Origin of the sequence: Streptomyces sp. NBC_01288, from assembly GCF_035982055.1 — a bacterium.
Taxonomy (GTDB): Bacteria; Actinomycetota; Actinomycetes; order Streptomycetales; family Streptomycetaceae; genus Streptomyces.
In genome coordinates, this window is the sequence record NZ_CP108427.1 from 5,422,430 (window position 1) to 5,439,034 (window position 16,605).

General features: G+C 70.5%; 14 protein-coding genes, 1 tRNA gene and 1 other RNA gene. 9 read left to right on the top strand and 7 right to left on the bottom strand.

The window, feature by feature from the left end; genetic code table 11:
- Nucleotides 1-51: 51 nt before the first annotated feature.
- Together OG194_RS24330 and OG194_RS24335 are read right to left on the bottom strand one after the other, a co-directional pair.
- Nucleotides 52-843 carry a hypothetical protein gene (locus OG194_RS24330; RefSeq protein ID WP_327407193.1) on the bottom strand — a complete coding sequence of 264 codons (792 nt, stop codon included), beginning with the start codon at nucleotides 841-843 and terminating at the stop codon, nucleotides 52-54.
- A gap of 8 nt (nucleotides 844-851) precedes the next feature.
- Entirely contained in the window at nucleotides 852-1,463 is a 612-nt protein-coding gene (locus tag OG194_RS24335; protein WP_327402930.1) for a SigE family RNA polymerase sigma factor, read from the bottom strand.
- 280 nt (nucleotides 1,464-1,743) lie between these two features.
- Here OG194_RS24335 and OG194_RS24340 point away from each other — a divergent pair, with 280 nt between their 5' ends.
- Together OG194_RS24340 and OG194_RS24345 are read left to right on the top strand one after the other, a co-directional pair.
- On the top strand, nucleotides 1,744-2,199 hold the full coding sequence (locus OG194_RS24340; RefSeq protein ID WP_327402931.1) for a hypothetical protein: 456 nt from the start codon (nucleotides 1,744-1,746) through the stop codon (nucleotides 2,197-2,199).
- Between the two features lie 164 nt (nucleotides 2,200-2,363).
- On the top strand, nucleotides 2,364-2,825 hold the full coding sequence (locus OG194_RS24345; protein ID WP_327402932.1) for a hypothetical protein: 462 nt from the start codon (nucleotides 2,364-2,366) through the stop codon (nucleotides 2,823-2,825).
- 50 nt (nucleotides 2,826-2,875) lie between these two features.
- Here OG194_RS24345 and OG194_RS24350 read toward each other — a convergent pair whose 3' ends face one another.
- Together OG194_RS24350 and OG194_RS24355 are read right to left on the bottom strand one after the other, a co-directional pair.
- Nucleotides 2,876-3,154 carry a glutaredoxin domain-containing protein gene (locus tag OG194_RS24350; protein WP_327402933.1) on the bottom strand — a complete coding sequence of 93 codons (279 nt, stop codon included), beginning with the start codon at nucleotides 3,152-3,154 and terminating at the stop codon, nucleotides 2,876-2,878.
- Nucleotides 3,147-4,106, bottom strand: a complete 960-nt coding sequence (locus tag OG194_RS24355) for a LysR family transcriptional regulator (protein WP_327402934.1) — start codon at nucleotides 4,104-4,106, stop codon at nucleotides 3,147-3,149. The genes OG194_RS24350 and OG194_RS24355 overlap by 8 nt, the downstream gene beginning before the upstream one ends.
- Before the next feature lie 103 nt (nucleotides 4,107-4,209).
- On the opposite strand from OG194_RS24355, the gene OG194_RS24360 reads away from it, so the two are divergent.
- From OG194_RS24360 to OG194_RS24370, 3 genes are read left to right on the top strand one after another with little or no spacing between them, the layout of a single operon-like run.
- On the top strand, nucleotides 4,210-5,658 hold the full coding sequence (locus OG194_RS24360) for an acyclic terpene utilization AtuA family protein (RefSeq protein WP_327402935.1): 1,449 nt from the start codon (nucleotides 4,210-4,212) through the stop codon (nucleotides 5,656-5,658).
- Nucleotides 5,655-5,984, top strand: a complete 330-nt coding sequence (locus OG194_RS24365) for an AtuA-related protein (RefSeq protein ID WP_327402936.1) — start codon at nucleotides 5,655-5,657, stop codon at nucleotides 5,982-5,984. The genes OG194_RS24360 and OG194_RS24365 overlap by 4 nt, the downstream gene beginning before the upstream one ends.
- A gap of 4 nt (nucleotides 5,985-5,988) precedes the next feature.
- Nucleotides 5,989-7,548 carry a carboxylesterase/lipase family protein gene (locus OG194_RS24370; protein WP_327402937.1) on the top strand — a complete coding sequence of 520 codons (1,560 nt, stop codon included), beginning with the start codon at nucleotides 5,989-5,991 and terminating at the stop codon, nucleotides 7,546-7,548.
- A gap of 27 nt (nucleotides 7,549-7,575) precedes the next feature.
- Here the strand turns inward: OG194_RS24370 and OG194_RS24375 are convergent, their stop codons facing one another.
- The 3 genes from OG194_RS24375 to OG194_RS24385 form a co-directional block, all read right to left on the bottom strand.
- Nucleotides 7,576-7,719 (bottom strand): hypothetical protein, encoded by a 144-nt coding sequence (locus tag OG194_RS24375; protein WP_327402938.1) that lies wholly within the window; start codon nucleotides 7,717-7,719, stop codon nucleotides 7,576-7,578.
- A 188-nt stretch (nucleotides 7,720-7,907) separates the two neighbouring features.
- Nucleotides 7,908-9,746: a GmrSD restriction endonuclease domain-containing protein gene (locus OG194_RS24380; RefSeq protein ID WP_327402939.1), complete on the bottom strand. Its 1,839-nt coding sequence runs from the start codon at nucleotides 9,744-9,746 to the stop codon at nucleotides 7,908-7,910.
- A gap of 180 nt (nucleotides 9,747-9,926) precedes the next feature.
- A tRNA-Ser gene (locus OG194_RS24385) sits at nucleotides 9,927-10,014 on the bottom strand.
- 71 nt (nucleotides 10,015-10,085) lie between these two features.
- Here OG194_RS24385 and ffs point away from each other — a divergent pair.
- The 4 genes from ffs to OG194_RS24405 all read left to right on the top strand — a co-directional run bounded on the left by ffs (nucleotide 10,086) and on the right by OG194_RS24405 (nucleotide 16,429).
- Nucleotides 10,086-10,184, top strand: an RNA gene (gene ffs, locus OG194_RS24390) — signal recognition particle sRNA small type.
- A gap of 143 nt (nucleotides 10,185-10,327) precedes the next feature.
- The gene (locus tag OG194_RS24395; protein ID WP_327402940.1) at nucleotides 10,328-12,619 is read left to right on the top strand and encodes a DNA polymerase III subunit gamma and tau; all 2,292 of its coding nucleotides are present in this window, start codon (nucleotides 10,328-10,330) and stop codon (nucleotides 12,617-12,619) included.
- Between the two features lie 294 nt (nucleotides 12,620-12,913).
- A complete protein-coding gene (gene purD, locus OG194_RS24400; protein ID WP_327402941.1) occupies nucleotides 12,914-14,164 on the top strand; it encodes a phosphoribosylamine--glycine ligase in 1,251 nt (416 codons plus the stop codon).
- Nucleotides 14,165-14,470: 306 nt separating this feature from the next.
- Nucleotides 14,471-16,429, top strand: a complete 1,959-nt coding sequence (locus OG194_RS24405; protein WP_327407194.1) for a hypothetical protein — start codon at nucleotides 14,471-14,473, stop codon at nucleotides 16,427-16,429.
- Nucleotides 16,430-16,605 lie beyond the last annotated feature (176 nt).

The window sequence follows — 16,605 nt, forward strand, 5'->3', positions numbered from 1 at the left end:
ATCAGGGTGTTGTGGACAAGGGGTGTTTCGCTCAGCCGGCGAGGTCCCGGTTCAGCCGCCGCCGCTCTCCTTCACGGCGTCGAAGATGCGGGAATCGGTGGCGAGTTGGGTGAGCGGACCCATGCGCGGATGCTTGCCGCTCCGGCCGGTGGCGGCCTCGTCGAGCGTGCCCGCGATGACCTGCACCGTCCATCCACCCGGGGTCAGATAGGTGACACCGGTGCCCAGAGATCCGTCGGCCACGTAGTAGAGAAACAGGCTGCCCGACCCGTGCTCGGCCTGGGCGCACCGGGCGATCAGGCCGTTCCAAGGGGAGGCGATCAGACGGCCGCTGCTGTCCGCGCAGGCCCGGGACGGGTGGGCGTACGTCGGGTCCGTGGCGGTCCGACTGACGCTCACGTAGAGGTCGTTGACGTTGCCGTCGGCGGTGGTCATCCTGAAGTACCGGCCGGGCCGCAGGGGTTGGCGCGGTTGCTCGGCCGAGACGGTCGTGCCGGTGCCGTTCGCGGAGGAGAGGATCGACCGCACCAACTCCAGTGACGGATACCAGAGCGACGACTGCCCGGCGGGAAGCGTCGGCGTACTCTCCGGCCGGGGCGTGAGCAACGCGTGCCCGCCGAGCGCGAGTACCCCTGCCATGACGGCGGCGCTCAGGGTCGCGCCGACCCGCCGACGCCGACGGATCCGTGTGCCGCGCGCGACGGCGCCCGGTACCAGGTCGGGCATGGGCGGTTCGGCTCCGGAACCCAGCCCGCCCAGGGCATCGGCGAGGGCGGACTCGTACATCTGCGGGTCGGTCCAGCCCGTCCGGTCCGTGAACTCGTCACCGGCCTTTCCACTCATGCTCACGCTCACCACTCCGCCCGCAGATAGCCGGTTCCAGTGCCTGTGCTGCCAGGTCCGAAGTCGTCGCCGAGATCCTTGCCGGAGTCGGCCAGGATGGTGCGCAGGGTGCCAAGACCCCGGGAGGTCTGGCTCTTCACCGTGCCGACACTGCACCCCAGCGCCGCCGCCGTGGCCTCCACGCTCTGGTCCTCCCAGAACCGCAGCACCAGTACCGCCCGCCCACGCGGGGGCAGTTGCCGTAGAGCGTCGAGCAGGGTCAGCCGCAGATCCGGATCGGAAGCCGGCGCCACCGCATCCATCTGGTCCGCCCCCGCCCCCGGCCGCTCCCACCAGCGCCTTCGCCGGGTCTCGTCGATGAACGTCCGGTACAGCACCCGCCGCGCGTACCCGTCCGGCGACTCCAACTGCCGTACCCGACGCCACACCGCGTACAGCTTCGCCAGCGCCGTCTGCGTCAGGTCCTCGGCCAAGTGCCAGTCCCCGCACAGCAGATGGGCCGTACGCCGCAGATGCGCCTGCCGACTACGAGCGAAGTCGTCGAAGTCGAGCCCGGCACCACGGGCATCGCGGGCATCACCGGCATCGGAGACGTCCTGCCAGACCGGCGTCCGGATCACAGGCCACCTCCACCCGGCACCGGCGCGGCGCGCGGTGAGAAGTACGTCATGCCTGAGGAACGGGGTTACCTCCCAGGGAGGTTGTCACGTCCCGGGAAACTTCTTCAACGACAGACACAGAGACAACGGCGACAATGGATCACGGCACCGGATGAGCGGGACGACAGCGCGACGGGACAACGGGGTTACAGGGATGGACAGTTCGCCGAGCGGGAGACCGTCGCCGGCCGAGGTGCGCATCCGCATGGCGTTGTGGCAACGGACAACGCCCTTCCTGCCCATGGCCGTTATGACAACGGTCCTCTTCACCACAGCCGGGACCGAGTTCCGCCCACCGGGCGGACTGCTCGGCGTGGTGGCGTTCTGGGCAGTCCTGCTGGTGCTGGGCAACCTCCTCCCCTCCCGCTTCGGCATCACCCTCACCCCGTCCGCGGCGGTGGTCCACAACCTGCGCCGCCGGACCATCCCCTGGTCCGACATCCAGGCCATCCAGGTCCGGTCCACCGCGGGCATCAAGTCGATCGTCCTCCACGAGGCGAACGGCCGCAGCACCGAACTCCGGGCACCCACCACCGGATTCCTGTCCTGGGACCGCCACTTCGAGCACAAGCTCCACACGATGGAAACCTGGTGGCAGACCCACCGAGGCCCCGACTGGACCCCGATCCCACCCCCACCGGCCTGGTGGAACACCCCACCGACCCCGGACCGGAACCCGCTCGACCCACCCAAGTAGCCCAGCGGCGACCGGGGTTGAGCCACCAGAACCGGCCTGGTCGCCCCGCACATTCGCGGTCGAGCACGCGGACGAACCCGGTACGACGCTCGTGGTCACCTCACCCTGAACAGGGCACCGAGAACAAGGCGACGAACCCGCGCCCGGGCGGCATCATTCGTACCGTGGACGATGTACGGGACGACGTCATAGGCGTCTGGCGGGTCAGCCGGTCCGGCCGGCTCATGGGCTACCTGCTGGCCGTCGGCCCGGCGTGCGTGGCGCTGTCCACCTGGTGGGGTGCTCTCTCCCACCCGGGCGCAGAGTCCGCGGGTTCTGCGGGGATCGCTACGGCCGTTGCGCTGGGGTTCGCGCTCTTCTCCTGGTGGGGGCTGCTGCGCGTACGCCTGGAATTCACGACGGACGTGATCGTCATGGTGAATCCCTGGGGCACCCAACGTCTGCCGTGGTCGCGTGTCAGCGCGGTGAGCCTCGGCAATTGGGGGGCGCGGTTCCACACGACGGACGGTTTCACGTACACGGCGTACGCCCTGAGCGATCTGGCAGGCGGAACCCGCCAGGACGACCGGTTCGCCGAAGTGAAACGAGCATCCGACGCCCAACTCCGGGGCGGACAGCCGCTGTAGGAGTCCGGAGCGGCGACGCGGGGACCGGACGAGCGGTATGAACAGCTCTGTCAGCCGCTTCCCGACAGCAGATGCGGCGCATACGCCTCCACCGCCTCCAGCAACTCCCGCTTCGACGGATTCACCATCGCCCGCCCCGCCACGGTCACCGTCGGCACGGTCTCGTTCCCGTCCGCGACGGAGCGGACGAACGCCGCCGCGTCAGGGTCCTGCCAGATGTTGACCTTGGTGAACCGCAGCCGTGTGAACCGGAGTCGGGCGAGAAGCTTCATGCAGTACGGGCACATGGGCCGCCAGTAGACGACGACGTCACCGGGCTCATCAGACACGTCTCTCCCCCTTGTTTCCCTGCTCGCCGGTCTCCGACCGACCCGGCACGGGACCATCATGCTCAGCAGCCGCGGTATGCAGAAGCCGGTGAAGGAAATAGGCGGACGCCGGCGGCAGCACAGGCGTACGCGGCGTGTAGACCGCCAACTTCCGTACCGTACCTGGGTCGTTCAGCGGCCGAGTCACCAGTCGCCCGAAGGACATCAGCGGCAGCACCAGCCGGGGTACGGCACTGACACCGAGCCCCGCCGAGATCATGCCCGCCGCCGTACCCACCTCCCGGGTCTCGATGACGTTCGTCGGCCGAACTCCCGCCTGCTCGAAGGACAGATCGGCGAGCCGCCGTACGCTGCTGGACGGCGTGAAGGCGACGAAGGGCTGCCGGGCGAGGTCGTTCCAGGTCACGGACGCCCGCTCGGTGAGAGGGTGGTCCATCGGCAGTACGGCCAACACCGGTTCCTCGCAGAGGAGTTGGCCGCGTACCTGAGGGTCCGCCTGACCGCTCTCCGCGATCGCCAACTCCGCCGCCCCGGAGCGGACGTACTCGATCACCTCCCGCGTGGTCCCGTCCAGAATCCGCAACTGCATCCCGGGATGCTCGGCCAGCACGGCCCGGAAAACGCCGGGCAGCATCCCGGCGGCCACCGACGGCAGCGCGGCCACCGTCACCGTGGCCCGTTCCCCGGCACGGATCGCGGCGAACCGTTCCATGCCCCGGTGATACGTCCGCAGGATGTCGCGGGCGATACCGAGCAGCTCGGTGCCCTCCGAGGTGAGCGCCAGCGACCGCGTGGTCCGCTCGAAGAGCTTCGCGCCCACCGCGTGTTCGAGCTGCTGGACGGTACGGCTCAGCACGGGCTGACTGAGCAGCGCCTCCTCGGCGGCCCTGGTGAACGACCCGGCCTCGGCGACACTCACAAAGAGCTCCATCTGGCGCAGGGTGATGTCCATGCCCCATGAGTACAGGGCGGAGTGCCCATTCATGTGGAGGCCACATCAATCCATACGCGATTGATCTTTGCCCCGGACCCCCGCACCGACCCACAGTGGTCCCATGAGCCGGACACGGACACGGACACGGACATCGAGACAGGCACCGACACGGACACCGACCCCTGAGAACCCGGGGCGACGGATACGCATCGGCTGCGGCGCCGGCTTCGCCGACGACCGCATCGACCCCGCCGTGGAACTCGCCGAACACGGCCGCCTCGACTACCTCGTCTTCGAGTGCCTGGCCGAACGCACCGTCGCCCTGGCCCAGTTGGACCGTCTCCGCGACCCGGACGCCGGCTACAACGAGTGGCTGGAGGAGCGCATGGAAGCCGTACTCGAACCCTGCGCCCGCCAGGGCACCCGCATCATCACCAACATGGGCGCGGCCAACCCGACGGCCGCCGCCCGGGTGGTCGCCGAGGTGGCCCACCGCCTGGGCCTCGACGGCCTGCGCATCGCGACGATCACCGGCGACGACGTACTCCACCTGGTCAAAGGCACGCACCTCCCCCTCCTGGACGGCCCCGGCACGGCAAGCACGGTGAGCGACCTCCACGAGACCGTCGTATCGGCGAACGCCTACCTCGGCGCGACCCCCGTCACCGAGGCCCTCGCCCAGGGCGCCGACGTGGTCGTCACCGGCCGGGTCGCGGACCCGTCGCTCTTCCTCGCCCCGCTGATGCACGAGTTCGGCTGGCCCCCGACCGACTGGCCCCTCCTGGCCCGCGGCACCGCCGTGGGCCACCTCCTGGAATGCGCCGGCCAACTCACCGGCGGCTACTACGCCGACCCCGGCACCAAGGACGTCCCCGACCTGGCCCGCCTGGGCTTCCCACTGGCCGAGGTCGCCGAGGACGGCTCGTTCACGGTCACCAAAGTCCCCGGCTCAGGCGGCCGGTTGACGCCGGCCACCGTCACCGAACAACTCCTCTACGAGGTCCACGACCCCGCCGCCTACCTCACCCCGGACGTCACCGCCGACTTCTCCCACGCCCACCTCACCCACCTCGCGGAGGACCGGGTCGCGGTCTCGGGCATCACCGGCCGCGCACGGCCCCGCACCCTCAAGACCTCGATCGGCTACCGCGACGGCTTCCACGCCACCGGCGAGATCTCCTACGCCGGCCCGGGCGCCGTAGCCCGGGCCCGCGAGGCGGCACGGATCGTAGAACTGCGCCTGACGACAACCGAGTTCGCAGTCACGGAGGCGCGCTACGACCTGATCGGCGTCGACGCGGTACACAGAGGACCCGGTGCCGACTCCACAACGGCCGTAGAACCGCCGGAAGTTCGCCTACGCGTGGCCGCCCGCACCACAACCCACCTCCAGGCACGCCGAGTTGGCAGAGAGGTGGCGTCCCTGTGGCTGAACGGCCCCTACGGAGGCGCCGGCGTCACCCGCGAGACCCGCGAGAACATCGCCATCACCTCGGTCCTGCTGCCCCGCGAACTGGTCATACCCACCACGGAAGTTCACCTGAAAACGGCAGGAGGACCACCACCATGAAACTCCACGAACTGGCCCACGCCCGCTCCGGCGACAAGGGCTCCACGGCCGACATCTCGGTCATCCCCTACCGGCCCACCAACTACCCCCACCTGCGCACACTCCTCACCCCCGCCCGCATACGCCACCACTTCCCCGACCTCCCCCCGGGCCCGATCCACCGCTACGAGATCCCGTCCCTCCACGCCCTCAAATTCGTCCTCTACGACGCTCTCGACGGCGGCGTCACCCGTTCCCTCCGCCTGGACGCCCACGGAAAGAGCCTCGCGGCCTGCCTGTTGGAGATGGACGTACCGGCCCCACCCGCAACGGAAGCGAAAGACTGACCCGATGACAACGCCGCAGCCCGTACCCATCGAACCCACGGCACGCACTGCACAGGGCGTCCTGCGCGGCACGCTTACGAACGACGGCGAACCGGCGTCACTCTTCGCCGGCATCCCGTTCGCCGCCCCGCCCATCGGCCCCCTGCGCCTCCGCCCACCCCAACCCCCCACCCCCTGGGCGGGCGTACGCGAGGCAACGGCGTACCCGGCAGGCCCCGCACAACGAGGCGCGGACGGCCCCGGCGGCTGGGAAACCTCCGAGGACTGCCTGTACCTGAACGTATGGACGCCCGAACTCGGCGGCAGCCGACCGGTGTTGGTATGGATCTACGGCGGCGGCTTCGAACTCGGTACAGCCTCCCCGCCGACGACGGACGGCGCAGCCCTCTCCCGCCTGACCGGCGCGGTGGTGGTGGCCCCCAACTACCGGGTAGGAGCGCTGGGTTGGCTGAACCCGGCGGGCCCGGACGCGGCCGAATGGCGGGACAGCGCCAACCTGGGCCTCCAGGACCAGACGGCCGCACTGCACTGGATCCAGGACAACATCGCCGCGTTCGGCGGCGACCCGGCCAACATCACCATCGCCGGCCACTCGGCAGGCGCCTTCTCGATCGGCGCCCTGCTGACCCACCCCGCCGCCCGGGGCACCTTCCACAAGGCGATCCTCCACAGCGGCAGCATCGGCCGCCTCTACCCACCCGACATCTCCGCCGCCATCACGGAAGACCTCATGGCACAGGTCGGCGCCAAGACGATGGCCGAACTACGGACCGCCCCACTGTCCCGCATCATCGAGGCCCAACACGCGGTGATCGACCAGGACTTCGGCGCCCGCAACCTCCCCGGCGGCCGAGCCTGGGGCCTCGTACACGACGGAACGGTCATCACGGAGGACCCCGCGAAGTCGATCGCAGCGGGCGCGGCAACCCACATCCCCCTCCTGATCGGCGCCAACCGGGACGAGTTCCGCACCTTCCAGTACCTCTACGCCACCGAGCACTACCGCCACCCGGCAGACGAGCGGGCCCTCCTGGCCGAGATGGAACTGGCGGGCGTACAACATCCGCACGACCTACTGGAGGCGTACCGAACCCACGAAGCACGGGACGCGTCGACCGACCAGTCCAACGTCCCGGCCAGCGCCCAGTCCAACGCCCCGTCCACCGAACTGTCCGACCTACGAACCCGCTTCCTCTCCGACGCCGTCTACCGCCGCCGAGCAACCCACCTGGCCAACCTCCAGACCAAGGCAGGCGGCCCCGCCCACACCTACCTCTTCTCCGCCGAACCCCTGGGCCCCCACTACGGCGCCTTCCACGGCTCCGAACGCTTCTACGCCTTCGGCCAACTCACCCTCCTGGACATCGACACCCCGGAACACCGCGCGACCCGCGACGCGCTCATCGGTGCGTGGAGGGGGTTCCTTGTGGATGGTGATCCCGGTTGGCCTGCCTACGACTTGGACGATCCCGAGGGTGCCCGCACGCGGCAGATCGGCGGAGAGACGGCCTTTGTGGATGAACCGCCGGTGTATGTGTTGCCCTGGTGGAATTCGACCCCGTGAGGAGGGGGACGCCGAACACCCGCGGGATCAGCGCTTCTTGGTCTTCTTCTGCTGCGGTGGGGTCCAGGCACCTCGGTGCAACTGGCAACGGGAGTAGCCGATCATCGCCGGTTTCTGGCACCGCTTGCCGGTCTTGGTATCGGTCGACCCGCACTTGACCTGCTTACCCATTCGTCCTCCCGTGTCCGGCCGAAGGTGTCGCGTCGCGAACCCATCGTCACCGGACAGAGGAGCTCATCGCTCTACTCGCGGCCACATTCGGCTGATTCGCTCCATTCCACGCCTGAATCATGACATTTGAATCCGTTGCATCCGCCGGATCCGCGAGTCGAGCACGCTGCGCACGGGGACTTCGCGGATCACAGATCGTCGGTGTCGTCCGCCGTGTCGAGGTTGATCCCCGGACCCTCGGCGTTCGGATCGTCGTCCAGGAGCGGCTTGCCCATCGCGGCCGCGATGCTGCGGAGCAGCGCGGCTCTGCGCGCGGTGAAGAACCCGTCGAAGTCGTCGGCCGCCATGAGTTCGGGTCGGGCCAGGTGAGAACGGATACGTTCGGCGACGCCTTCGTCCGGGGTCTGCGCGGTCTTGGCCAGACGGTCCAGGTAGTCGGAGGGAGCCGCCCCTCCGATGATCCGGTTGGTGCGGGCGGTCAACGGGGTCTTGTTGATGATCGAGTTGTAGTCGGCGGGAGTGTAACCGGCCTTCTCGCACCACGTCTTGGGGAAGATGTGGTGGATGTCGATGGACTCGTCGAAGTACCCGATGACCTCGGCCTTCTCTCCGGTACGCCAGTCCAGGGCGCCCGCCTTGAGCAGGAGAGCGTAAACCCCTTTGTACGCGGCGCTGTTGCGAGTGCGGAGCGTCAGCAGGCGACCGGGAGCGAACTGCGCGGCGGTGACCGTCCGTGGCTCTGCGGCGTCCTCGCGGATCCAGTCGACGACGTCCGGCAGATCCTGACTGAACCGGGTTTCGGTCGAGCCGCCGTAGAGCTCTCCGAACACACCGCACCAGTACCAGCGGGCGAGCTTGTGCTGCGCTCCGGCGCTCTGCGCGGCGTCCCCGGCCAGGGCCAGGATCGCGGCGAGGGGGATCAACTGAGTGCCGTACGGCAGGAACTTCGTGTCGAAGAGGAACTGCTGGTGGAGGAACTTCGCCGCCTTCTTGAAGCCGGTGATGACGGACGGCGCGAAGCGTTTGTAGTCCTCCAGGGACAGAGCGAGCATGTCCTTGCGCTTGCAGCCGATGCGCGGCAGCCGCTCCTCTTCCGTTCCGCGTTCCGCCTCGCGCTCGCGCCTTTCAGCCGTGGCCAACAGGGTGACGGCCTGCAGGAAGTCTGTGTTGGAGACCTCACGGAGGATGCGGTACTTGGGGGCCTTCCAGGCAGCCCGGCATTCTCGCTCCCAGTGACTACGCAGATCGAACTCGTCCGCCGCGTAGGTCGCGGTCAGCAGCTCGAACACGGTCAGGGTGACCCCGCCGGTGTTGACCTTCTCGAACACTTGGCACACGGCTTGGCGCGGGGTCGCCTGTCCGAGCTCGATGACCGGCACGTGGTAGCGGTCGAAGGGGCGGACGAACGCCTCGTTGAAGTCCCGCCACAGCGTGCGCTTTTCCTTGTCACCGTTCCAGTGGTCGGTGAACTCGTAACCCCAGTCCCCGCCGTCGAACACCGCGTGGAGCGGGAAGAGTTGGGCCTCGTACTCGCGCTCGGAAGTCGAGTAGTCCTCGATGACCTGACCCCGGAAGTTGAGGACCTTGCGCGATTCGGGCAGGAACCGGATGGCGTCCTCGCGGTCGCCGTTCTCGTCGAGTGCCTGGACCATGTCGACGTAGAACCAGCCCGACACCTGGTGCTTGCGCAAGTCCTGTGTCACCACAGGGCCCTTGAGCTTCAGAGCCTGGAACAGTGATGTCAGCCGCTGCTGCCCATCGAGCACGAGCGTGTCGGGCTCGGGCTCACCGACCGGGGTAGCTCCTTCGATCGGCCGGTACTTGAACCGGACGTCGCCGCCGGCCTTGAGCAACATGACGGTGCCGACGGGATAACTCAGTGAGATCGACGCGAGGAGGCTCGCGATGTTCGGGTAGGGCCACACCCAACCCCTTTGGAACTCAGGCAGTTGGGCCTTGCCGACCTCGACCTGCCGCAGCAGGTCCCGCAGCGGTCGCTTGTCGATGCTGAACGCTTCGTCGGGCACATCGGCTCCTTGAGACCGGCGGTCACCAGAGGCGGGCGCCTGGGGTCGAATGGTGTGGTGTCACGGAGAAACTACTGGGTGTCATGGCGTCGGGTGCCAGAAATGCAAAGTAGCCCGGCCAACGACGAAGGGCCCCACCGCGAACGGTGGGGCCCTTCGACATCGTGCCCGGTGAGGCACTGGCGGAGGATACGAGATTCGAACTCGTGAGGGGTTGCCCCCAACACGCTTTCCAAGCGTGCGCCCTAGGCCACTAGGCGAATCCTCCGCGGCAAACAATACAAGACGTTGAGGAGTGCTCGCGAACTCGTTCCCCCCGCTCAGATCCTGTAGCCTGTGCGGAGCCCCTCACGCGGCGCTATCTGACTGAACTCCCCCAGGGCCGGAAGGCAGCAAGGGTAGGTTGGCTCTGGCGGGTGCGTGGGGGGCGCTTGCGTTCCCGGGGTCGGGTTTCCAGGGCGGGACAGTCTGCCGGGGGATGGGACGGTCGCCCGGGGCCGGAGCAGTCGCCCGGGGGTCGGGACGGTCGGCGGGCTCACAGGCGGCCCCCGTTGTCAGTGGGCGCCTATAACCTCGTACGCGTGTCGTCTCTCGCGCTCTACCGCCGTTACCGCCCGGAGTCGTTCGCCGAGGTCATCGGGCAGGAACATGTCACCGACCCGTTGCAGCAGGCGCTGCGGAACAACCGGGTCAATCACGCGTACCTGTTCAGCGGGCCGCGGGGCTGCGGCAAGACCACGAGCGCGCGCATCCTGGCCCGTTGTCTGAACTGCGAGAAGGGCCCCACCCCCACCCCCTGCGGCGAGTGCCTGTCCTGCACGGACCTCGCGCGCAACGGACCCGGTTCCATCGACGTCATCGAGATCGACGCCGCGTCGCACGGTGGTGTGGACGACGCCCGTGAGCTGCGCGAGAAGGCGTTCTTCGGGCCCGCGAGCAGTCGCTACAAGATCTACATCATCGACGAGGCCCACATGGTCACGTCGGCCGGCTTCAACGCGCTGCTCAAGGTCGTCGAAGAGCCGCCGGAGCACCTCAAGTTCATCTTCGCGACCACCGAACCCGAGAAGGTCATCGGGACCATCCGGTCGCGCACGCACCACTACCCCTTCCGGCTCGTGCCGCCCAGCACCCTGCGCGAGTACCTCGGCCAGGTCTGCGGGCAGGAGAACATCCCCGTCGAGGAGGGCGTCCTGCCCCTCGTCGTGCGCGCCGGCGCCGGTTCCGTGCGTGACTCCATGTCCGTCATGGACCAGTTGCTCGCCGGCGCCAGCACCGACGGTGTGACATACGCCATGGCGACCTCGCTGCTCGGCTACACCGACGCCTCGCTCCTCGACTCCGTCGTCGAGGCCTTCGCCACCGGTGACGGCGCCGCCGCCTTCGAGGTCGTCGACCGCATCATCGACGGCGGCAACGACCCGCGCCGGTTCGTCGCCGACCTGCTGGAGCGCCTCCGCGACCTGGTGATCCTCGCGGCCGTCCCCGACGCCCTCGACAAGGGCCTCATCGACGCCCCCACCGACGTACTCGAACGCATGCAGGCCCAGGCGGGCACCTTCGGCGCCGCCGAACTCAGCCGCGCCGCCGACCTCGTCAACACCGGCCTGACCGAGATGCGCGGCGCCACCTCCCCCCGCCTCCAGCTCGAACTCATCTGCGCCCGCGTCATGCTCCCCGCCGCCTACGGCGACGAGCAGTCGGTCATGGCCCGCCTCGACCGACTGGAGCGCGGCGTCAACTTCGCGGGCGGCGGCGGAGCGCCCACCATGGCCTACGTCCCCGGACCCGACGCCCACCCCCAAGCACCACCCCAACCCCAAGCCCACGCGCAGCCCCCTGCCCAGGTTCACGCCCCGGCCCCCGTCCCGCCGGGCGGTGGTGCCGCCGCCGCACGCGCAGCCGTACGAGGTCCAGGGGCGCCCGGCGCCACCCCGGCTCCCGTCGCGACCCCGCCCGCGATGCCGGCGGAGCAGCCCCCCGCCCCCGCACCCGCCTACGTCCAGCCCGCCCCGCCCACCCCGGAACCCCAACAGCCCCAGCCTCAGCCTCAGGCACAACCCCAGGCCCCCACCCCCGGCGCCTGGCCCACCGCCACAGCCGCGGGCAGCGGTCGCCGCCCCGGCGGCTGGCCCACGGCGGCACCGACAGGTGGCGGACAACCCCCGGCCCCCGCCCACAACACCCCCGTACCGGCCTCCGCACCCCAGACCGCGGCCCCCGCCCAAGCCGCCGTCGCACCCCCGGCCGGCAGCCTCGACCCCCGCATGCTCTGGCCGAACATCCTGGAAGTGGTGAAGAACCGCCGCCGTTTCACCTGGATCCTGCTCAGCCAGAACGCGCAGGTCACCGGTTTCGACGGCACGACCCTCCAGATCGGCTTCGTCAACGCCGGTGCGCGGGACAACTTCAACAGCAGCGGCAGCGAGGACGTGCTGAAGCAGGCGCTGTCCGAGCAGTTCAACGTCCAGTGGAAGATCGACGCGGTCGTGGACCCGTCGGGCGGCGGCACCCCGCCCCCGCAACCGGGCGGTTCCTACGGCGGCGGTGGCGGCGGCGCCGCGGGTGGTTACGGAGGTGCGCCGTCCGGTGGCTATGGCACCCCCGCCCCCGCCACGTCCGCCCCCCGCCCGGCATCCCCCCAGCCCACGCCCGCGCCCGCCCCCACGAACACCCCCAACTCCCCCTCGTCACAGGCCCCGGCGCCCGCCCAACCCTCCGCGCCCCCGGCACCCGCGCCCCGCACCGTCTCCGCCGAGGACGACACTCCGGAGGACGACGACCCCGACCTCGACGAGTCGGCCCTCTCCGGCCACGAACTCATCGTCCGAGAACTGGGAGCCACGGTCATCGAGGAATTCACCAACGAGTAGCCCCACGCTCCCTGGACTCCGCCCCACCCCAACCCCCTAGGGGCGCGGGGCTGTGTCGATATGCGGCTCCGCCGCGCGGGCGAGTCCAGCCCCCTAACCCCGCCCCACCCCATCCCCCTAGGGGCGCGAGGAACTGCGCGACAAGCCCCCACCCACCCGCACCCCGCAAACAACCCAAACCACCCACCCCGATCCGCCCCCAACCCCGCCCCACCACCGACCACCCCCGCCCCAACTCCGGCCTCACCCCCCACCCCGCCCCGCCCCACCCCCACCGTGACCTAGGCTGACCCCGTGAAGGTCCTCGTCATCGGTACCGGCGCCCGCGAACACGCCCTGTGCCATTCCCTGTCCAACGACCCCGACGTCACCGCCCTGCACTGCGCCCCCGGCAACGCCGGCATCGCCGAGGCAGCCGAGTTGCACGAGGTCGACCCCCTGGACGGCGCAGCCGTAGCCGCGCTGGCCACCGAACTCGGTGCCGAGCTGGTCGTGGTCGGCCCGGAGGCACCCCTCGTCGCCGGGGTCGCCGACGCCGTGCGCGCGGCGGGCATCCCGGTCTTCGGCCCCTCCGGGGAGGCCGCGCAGCTGGAGGGCTCCAAGGCCTTCGCCAAGGAAGTGATGGCGGCGGCCGGTGTGCCGACCGCCCGCTCCTACGTCTGCACGACCCCGCAAGAGGTCGACGCGGCCCTCGACGCCTTCGGTGCGCCGTACGTCGTGAAGGACGACGGACTGGCCGCGGGCAAGGGCGTCGTCGTCACCGACGACCTCGAAGCCGCGAAGGCGCACGCCAACGCCTGCGAGCGGGTCGTCATCGAGGAGTTCCTCGACGGCCCCGAGGTGTCGCTCTTCGCGATCACCGACGGCGTCACCGTCGTCCCGCTCCAGCCCGCGCAGGACTTCAAGCGCGCGCTGGACGGCGACGAGGGCCCGAACACCGGCGGCATGGGCGCGTACTCCCCGCTGCCGTGGGCCGACCCGAAGCTGGTGGACGAGGTCATGCAGACCGTCCTCCAGCCGACCGTCGACGAGATGCGCCACCGCGGCACCCCCTTCTCCGGCCTCCTCTACGCGGGCCTCGCGATCACGTCTCGCGGCGTCCGGGTCATCGAGTTCAACGCCCGGTTCGGCGACCCGGAGACCCAGGTGGTCCTGGCCCGCCTGAAGACCCCGCTGTCCGGCGTCCTGCTCGCCGCCGCGGACGGCACCCTCGACGACCTGGCCCCCCTGCGCTGGAGCGAGGACGCGGCGGTCACCGTCGTCATCGCCTCGCGCAACTACCCGGGCACCCCGCGCACCGGCGACCCGATCACCGGCCTCGACGAGGTCGCGGCGCAGGACGCCCCGCACGCGTACGTGCTGCACGCCGGGACCAGGTACGACGGCGACGACGTCGTCAGCGCGGGCGGCCGCGTCCTCTCCGTCACGGCGACCGGCGCGGACCTCACGCAGGCCCGCGAGCGTGCGTACGCGGCCGTGGCCCGCGTCCGTCTCGACGGTTCCCAGCACCGTACGGACATCGCGGCGAAGGCGGCGGGCGGCTAACCCGAAACTCCGCCGCGCACCAAGCGCCCCCGCGCTCCGATAAACCCGACAGGCCCCGAATCCGTCTCACGATTCGGGGCCTGATCCTTGCCCTCTGTCATCCACCTTTCCCCTGAGCCATTCCATCGAGTGACCGATGCCCCAACCGGCTGACGGGGACCGGGGCCCCAACTATGGTGCGGCGCAAGCGTTCCGGCACTTGGCCCACCGGCATTGCGATGTCAGTGGCGGGTGCCACAGTGGGGGAGTGAGCAACGCCAGCGGAACGGGACAGCACGGAGGGGGCGAGGTCCGGTCGTGACCGGTATGGGTGTGGGTGTGGAGGCGGGCGCGCAGTCGGCGCGTTCCCGGGCCTTGGCCGTGCTGCGGATCCGCAGCCGGGCGCTGGCCGTCGCCCTGTTGCCCGCCGCCGTCGCGGTGATCCTGCTCGCGGGCGGTTCCACCGGCCATCTCGTGGGCCGGGGCTGGGACCTCTCCCGCTGGATCATGGGCGTGGCCGCGGTCGTCGTGCTGCTCGCCGCCGGCGCCATCGCGCTGGTGGTCGCGCGGGCCCGCCCGGCCGTGAGTCCCACGGTCGCGATCGCCGAGGAATCGGCCCCCGACCTGTACCGCCTGGTGCGCGACCTGGCCGACCGCCTCGACGTCCCCGCGCCGTCCGCGATAGCGCTCACCCCGGACTGCGACAGCTGGCTGGAGGACCGCACCCACCCGTCCCACGGCCCGCCCCCGCAGGAGAACCGCGACGAGATCACCGGCGTACGCGGCCTCACCCCGACGCGTTCCCGTCGTACGGCCGCCTCGCCCGTCCTCGTCATCGGCTCCCCGTTCCTGTGGTGGATGCGGGTGGGCGAGCTGCGGGCGGTGCTCGCGCCGGTCGTCGCCGGTACGGGACCCTCGGCGCACCCGGACATAGCCGCGGCCCGCCGTTTCGTACGGGGCCTGGACGCGGCGGTGGCCGTGACCTCGGCACCGCGCGGTCCCGTGTTCCGCTCGGTGCTGGCCGGCGTCGGCTGGGTCGCCCGGCTGCTGCTGCGCAGTTGCCGGGGACACGCGGCCGAGATGGAGCGGGGCGTGGCCGCCGCGGCCGCCGAGCGTGCACAGGCTGTGGACTACGGCCTGCGGATCGTCGCGCAGGAACAGGTGGGCCTGGCGTACGCGGGCTGGGACCGGCTGCTGACCCGGGTCGCGCTGCCCGCGTGGCGGATGGGCCGCTGGCCGTCCCGGCTGGACGCGGGCGTCGTCGCGGCGCTCACGGAGCTGTCCCGCCGCGACCGCCTGGCCGAGGGTTTCGCCTCCCGGCTCGGCGAGCGCCCCGCCTGTGACCTGCTCGAAGAACCCGGCACGATCGACGAGGCGACCTCGCTCCTCGCCGCCCGCCTGTTCCACGGGGGCCCCGCCGAGACCGGTCCCGACTGGGCGCCGGTGAGCTGGCAGGAGTACCCGGAGGAGGTCGTCGACCGCAAATGGCGCACCGACGCGGCCCGCCTCCACCGCGTCCTGGACACCCTGGGCGTCCGCCGCGCCCCCGACCCGACCCCGCCCCACCACGACGCCCCGACCCTGGCCCGCGTGGTGGACCACCTGACGGACCCGACGGCGACGGCACCGGGCGACCGGTACGGCGAGGCCGACGGCCGTACGGAGGAGGGCTACGCGGAGGAGGGCTACGCGGAGGCCGACGGCGCCGCCGATCCGTACGCGGCGGACGTCACCCTCAGCGGCCCGCCCACCCCCGCACAGCCGGAACCCCCAGCCCCCCACCTGGAACCGGCGCCGGAACCAGACCTGGCCCCTCACTCCCGTCCGGAGCCCGAGCCCTACAAGGCGATGGCCGACGACGACGAAGAGTTCGGCGAGAGCGGATCGCCGCACAGCGCGGCCCTCGCCGCGGGCCTCACCGCGGAGTTGGCGCGCGAGGAGGCCGCGACCCCGCCGATCAGCTCGGCCCCGCCCGGGCAAGGACCCGACACCGGGCTCTGGGACGACACCGCGCTCCCCCTCTTCCCGCTCCAACCCCCGCGCACCGGGCGGGAGTTGCTCGCCGATCACGTCACGGCGATGGTGTGCTGCGCCGCGATGGACACCGCCGGCGCGCTGCCCGGACTGGACTGGCTCGACGGTCCGACGCTGCTCGTCAACGGCGAAAGGGCGGCCGACCTCGCCCCGAGGGTCCTCAGCCTCGTGGAGGACGGCGACCCCGCTCCGCTCCAGGCGTGGCTGATCGACCTGGGCATACGCCCGGAGAAGCCGGTTCGCCTCGTCTGAATCCCCGAACCTGGGCGGAATCCGCACTTCCACTTTTGGTCAATTGGCAACGACCAGTGACAGAGTGAGTGCTTAATGTGATGTGCTGAGGCCGATCCCGTACGCCGTCCCGGACGTGGCAAAGGCTTACGGCATACGACAGTTGGACGAAGGAACACCACGGGGGCACGAGGGAG

Bases quoted from the DNA above. Each gene is read 5' to 3' on its own strand.
- OG194_RS24340 (WP_327402931.1), top strand. From the start codon at position 1,744: ATGGCCGTTATGACAACGGTCCTCTTCACCACAGCCGGGACCGAGTTC.
- OG194_RS24330 (WP_327407193.1), bottom strand. From the start codon at position 843: ATGAGTGGAAAGGCCGGTGACGAGTTCACGGACCGGACGGGCTGGACC.
- OG194_RS24355 (WP_327402934.1), bottom strand. From the start codon at position 4,106: ATGGACATCACCCTGCGCCAGATGGAGCTCTTTGTGAGTGTCGCCGAG.
- OG194_RS24370 (WP_327402937.1), top strand. From the start codon at position 5,989: ATGACAACGCCGCAGCCCGTACCCATCGAACCCACGGCACGCACTGCA.
- OG194_RS24375 (WP_327402938.1), bottom strand. From the start codon at position 7,719: ATGGGTAAGCAGGTCAAGTGCGGGTCGACCGATACCAAGACCGGCAAG.
- OG194_RS24365 (WP_327402936.1), top strand. From the start codon at position 5,655: ATGAAACTCCACGAACTGGCCCACGCCCGCTCCGGCGACAAGGGCTCC.
- OG194_RS24360 (WP_327402935.1), top strand. From the start codon at position 4,210: ATGAGCCGGACACGGACACGGACACGGACATCGAGACAGGCACCGACA.
- OG194_RS24405 (WP_327407194.1), top strand. From the start codon at position 14,471: ATGGGTGTGGGTGTGGAGGCGGGCGCGCAGTCGGCGCGTTCCCGGGCC.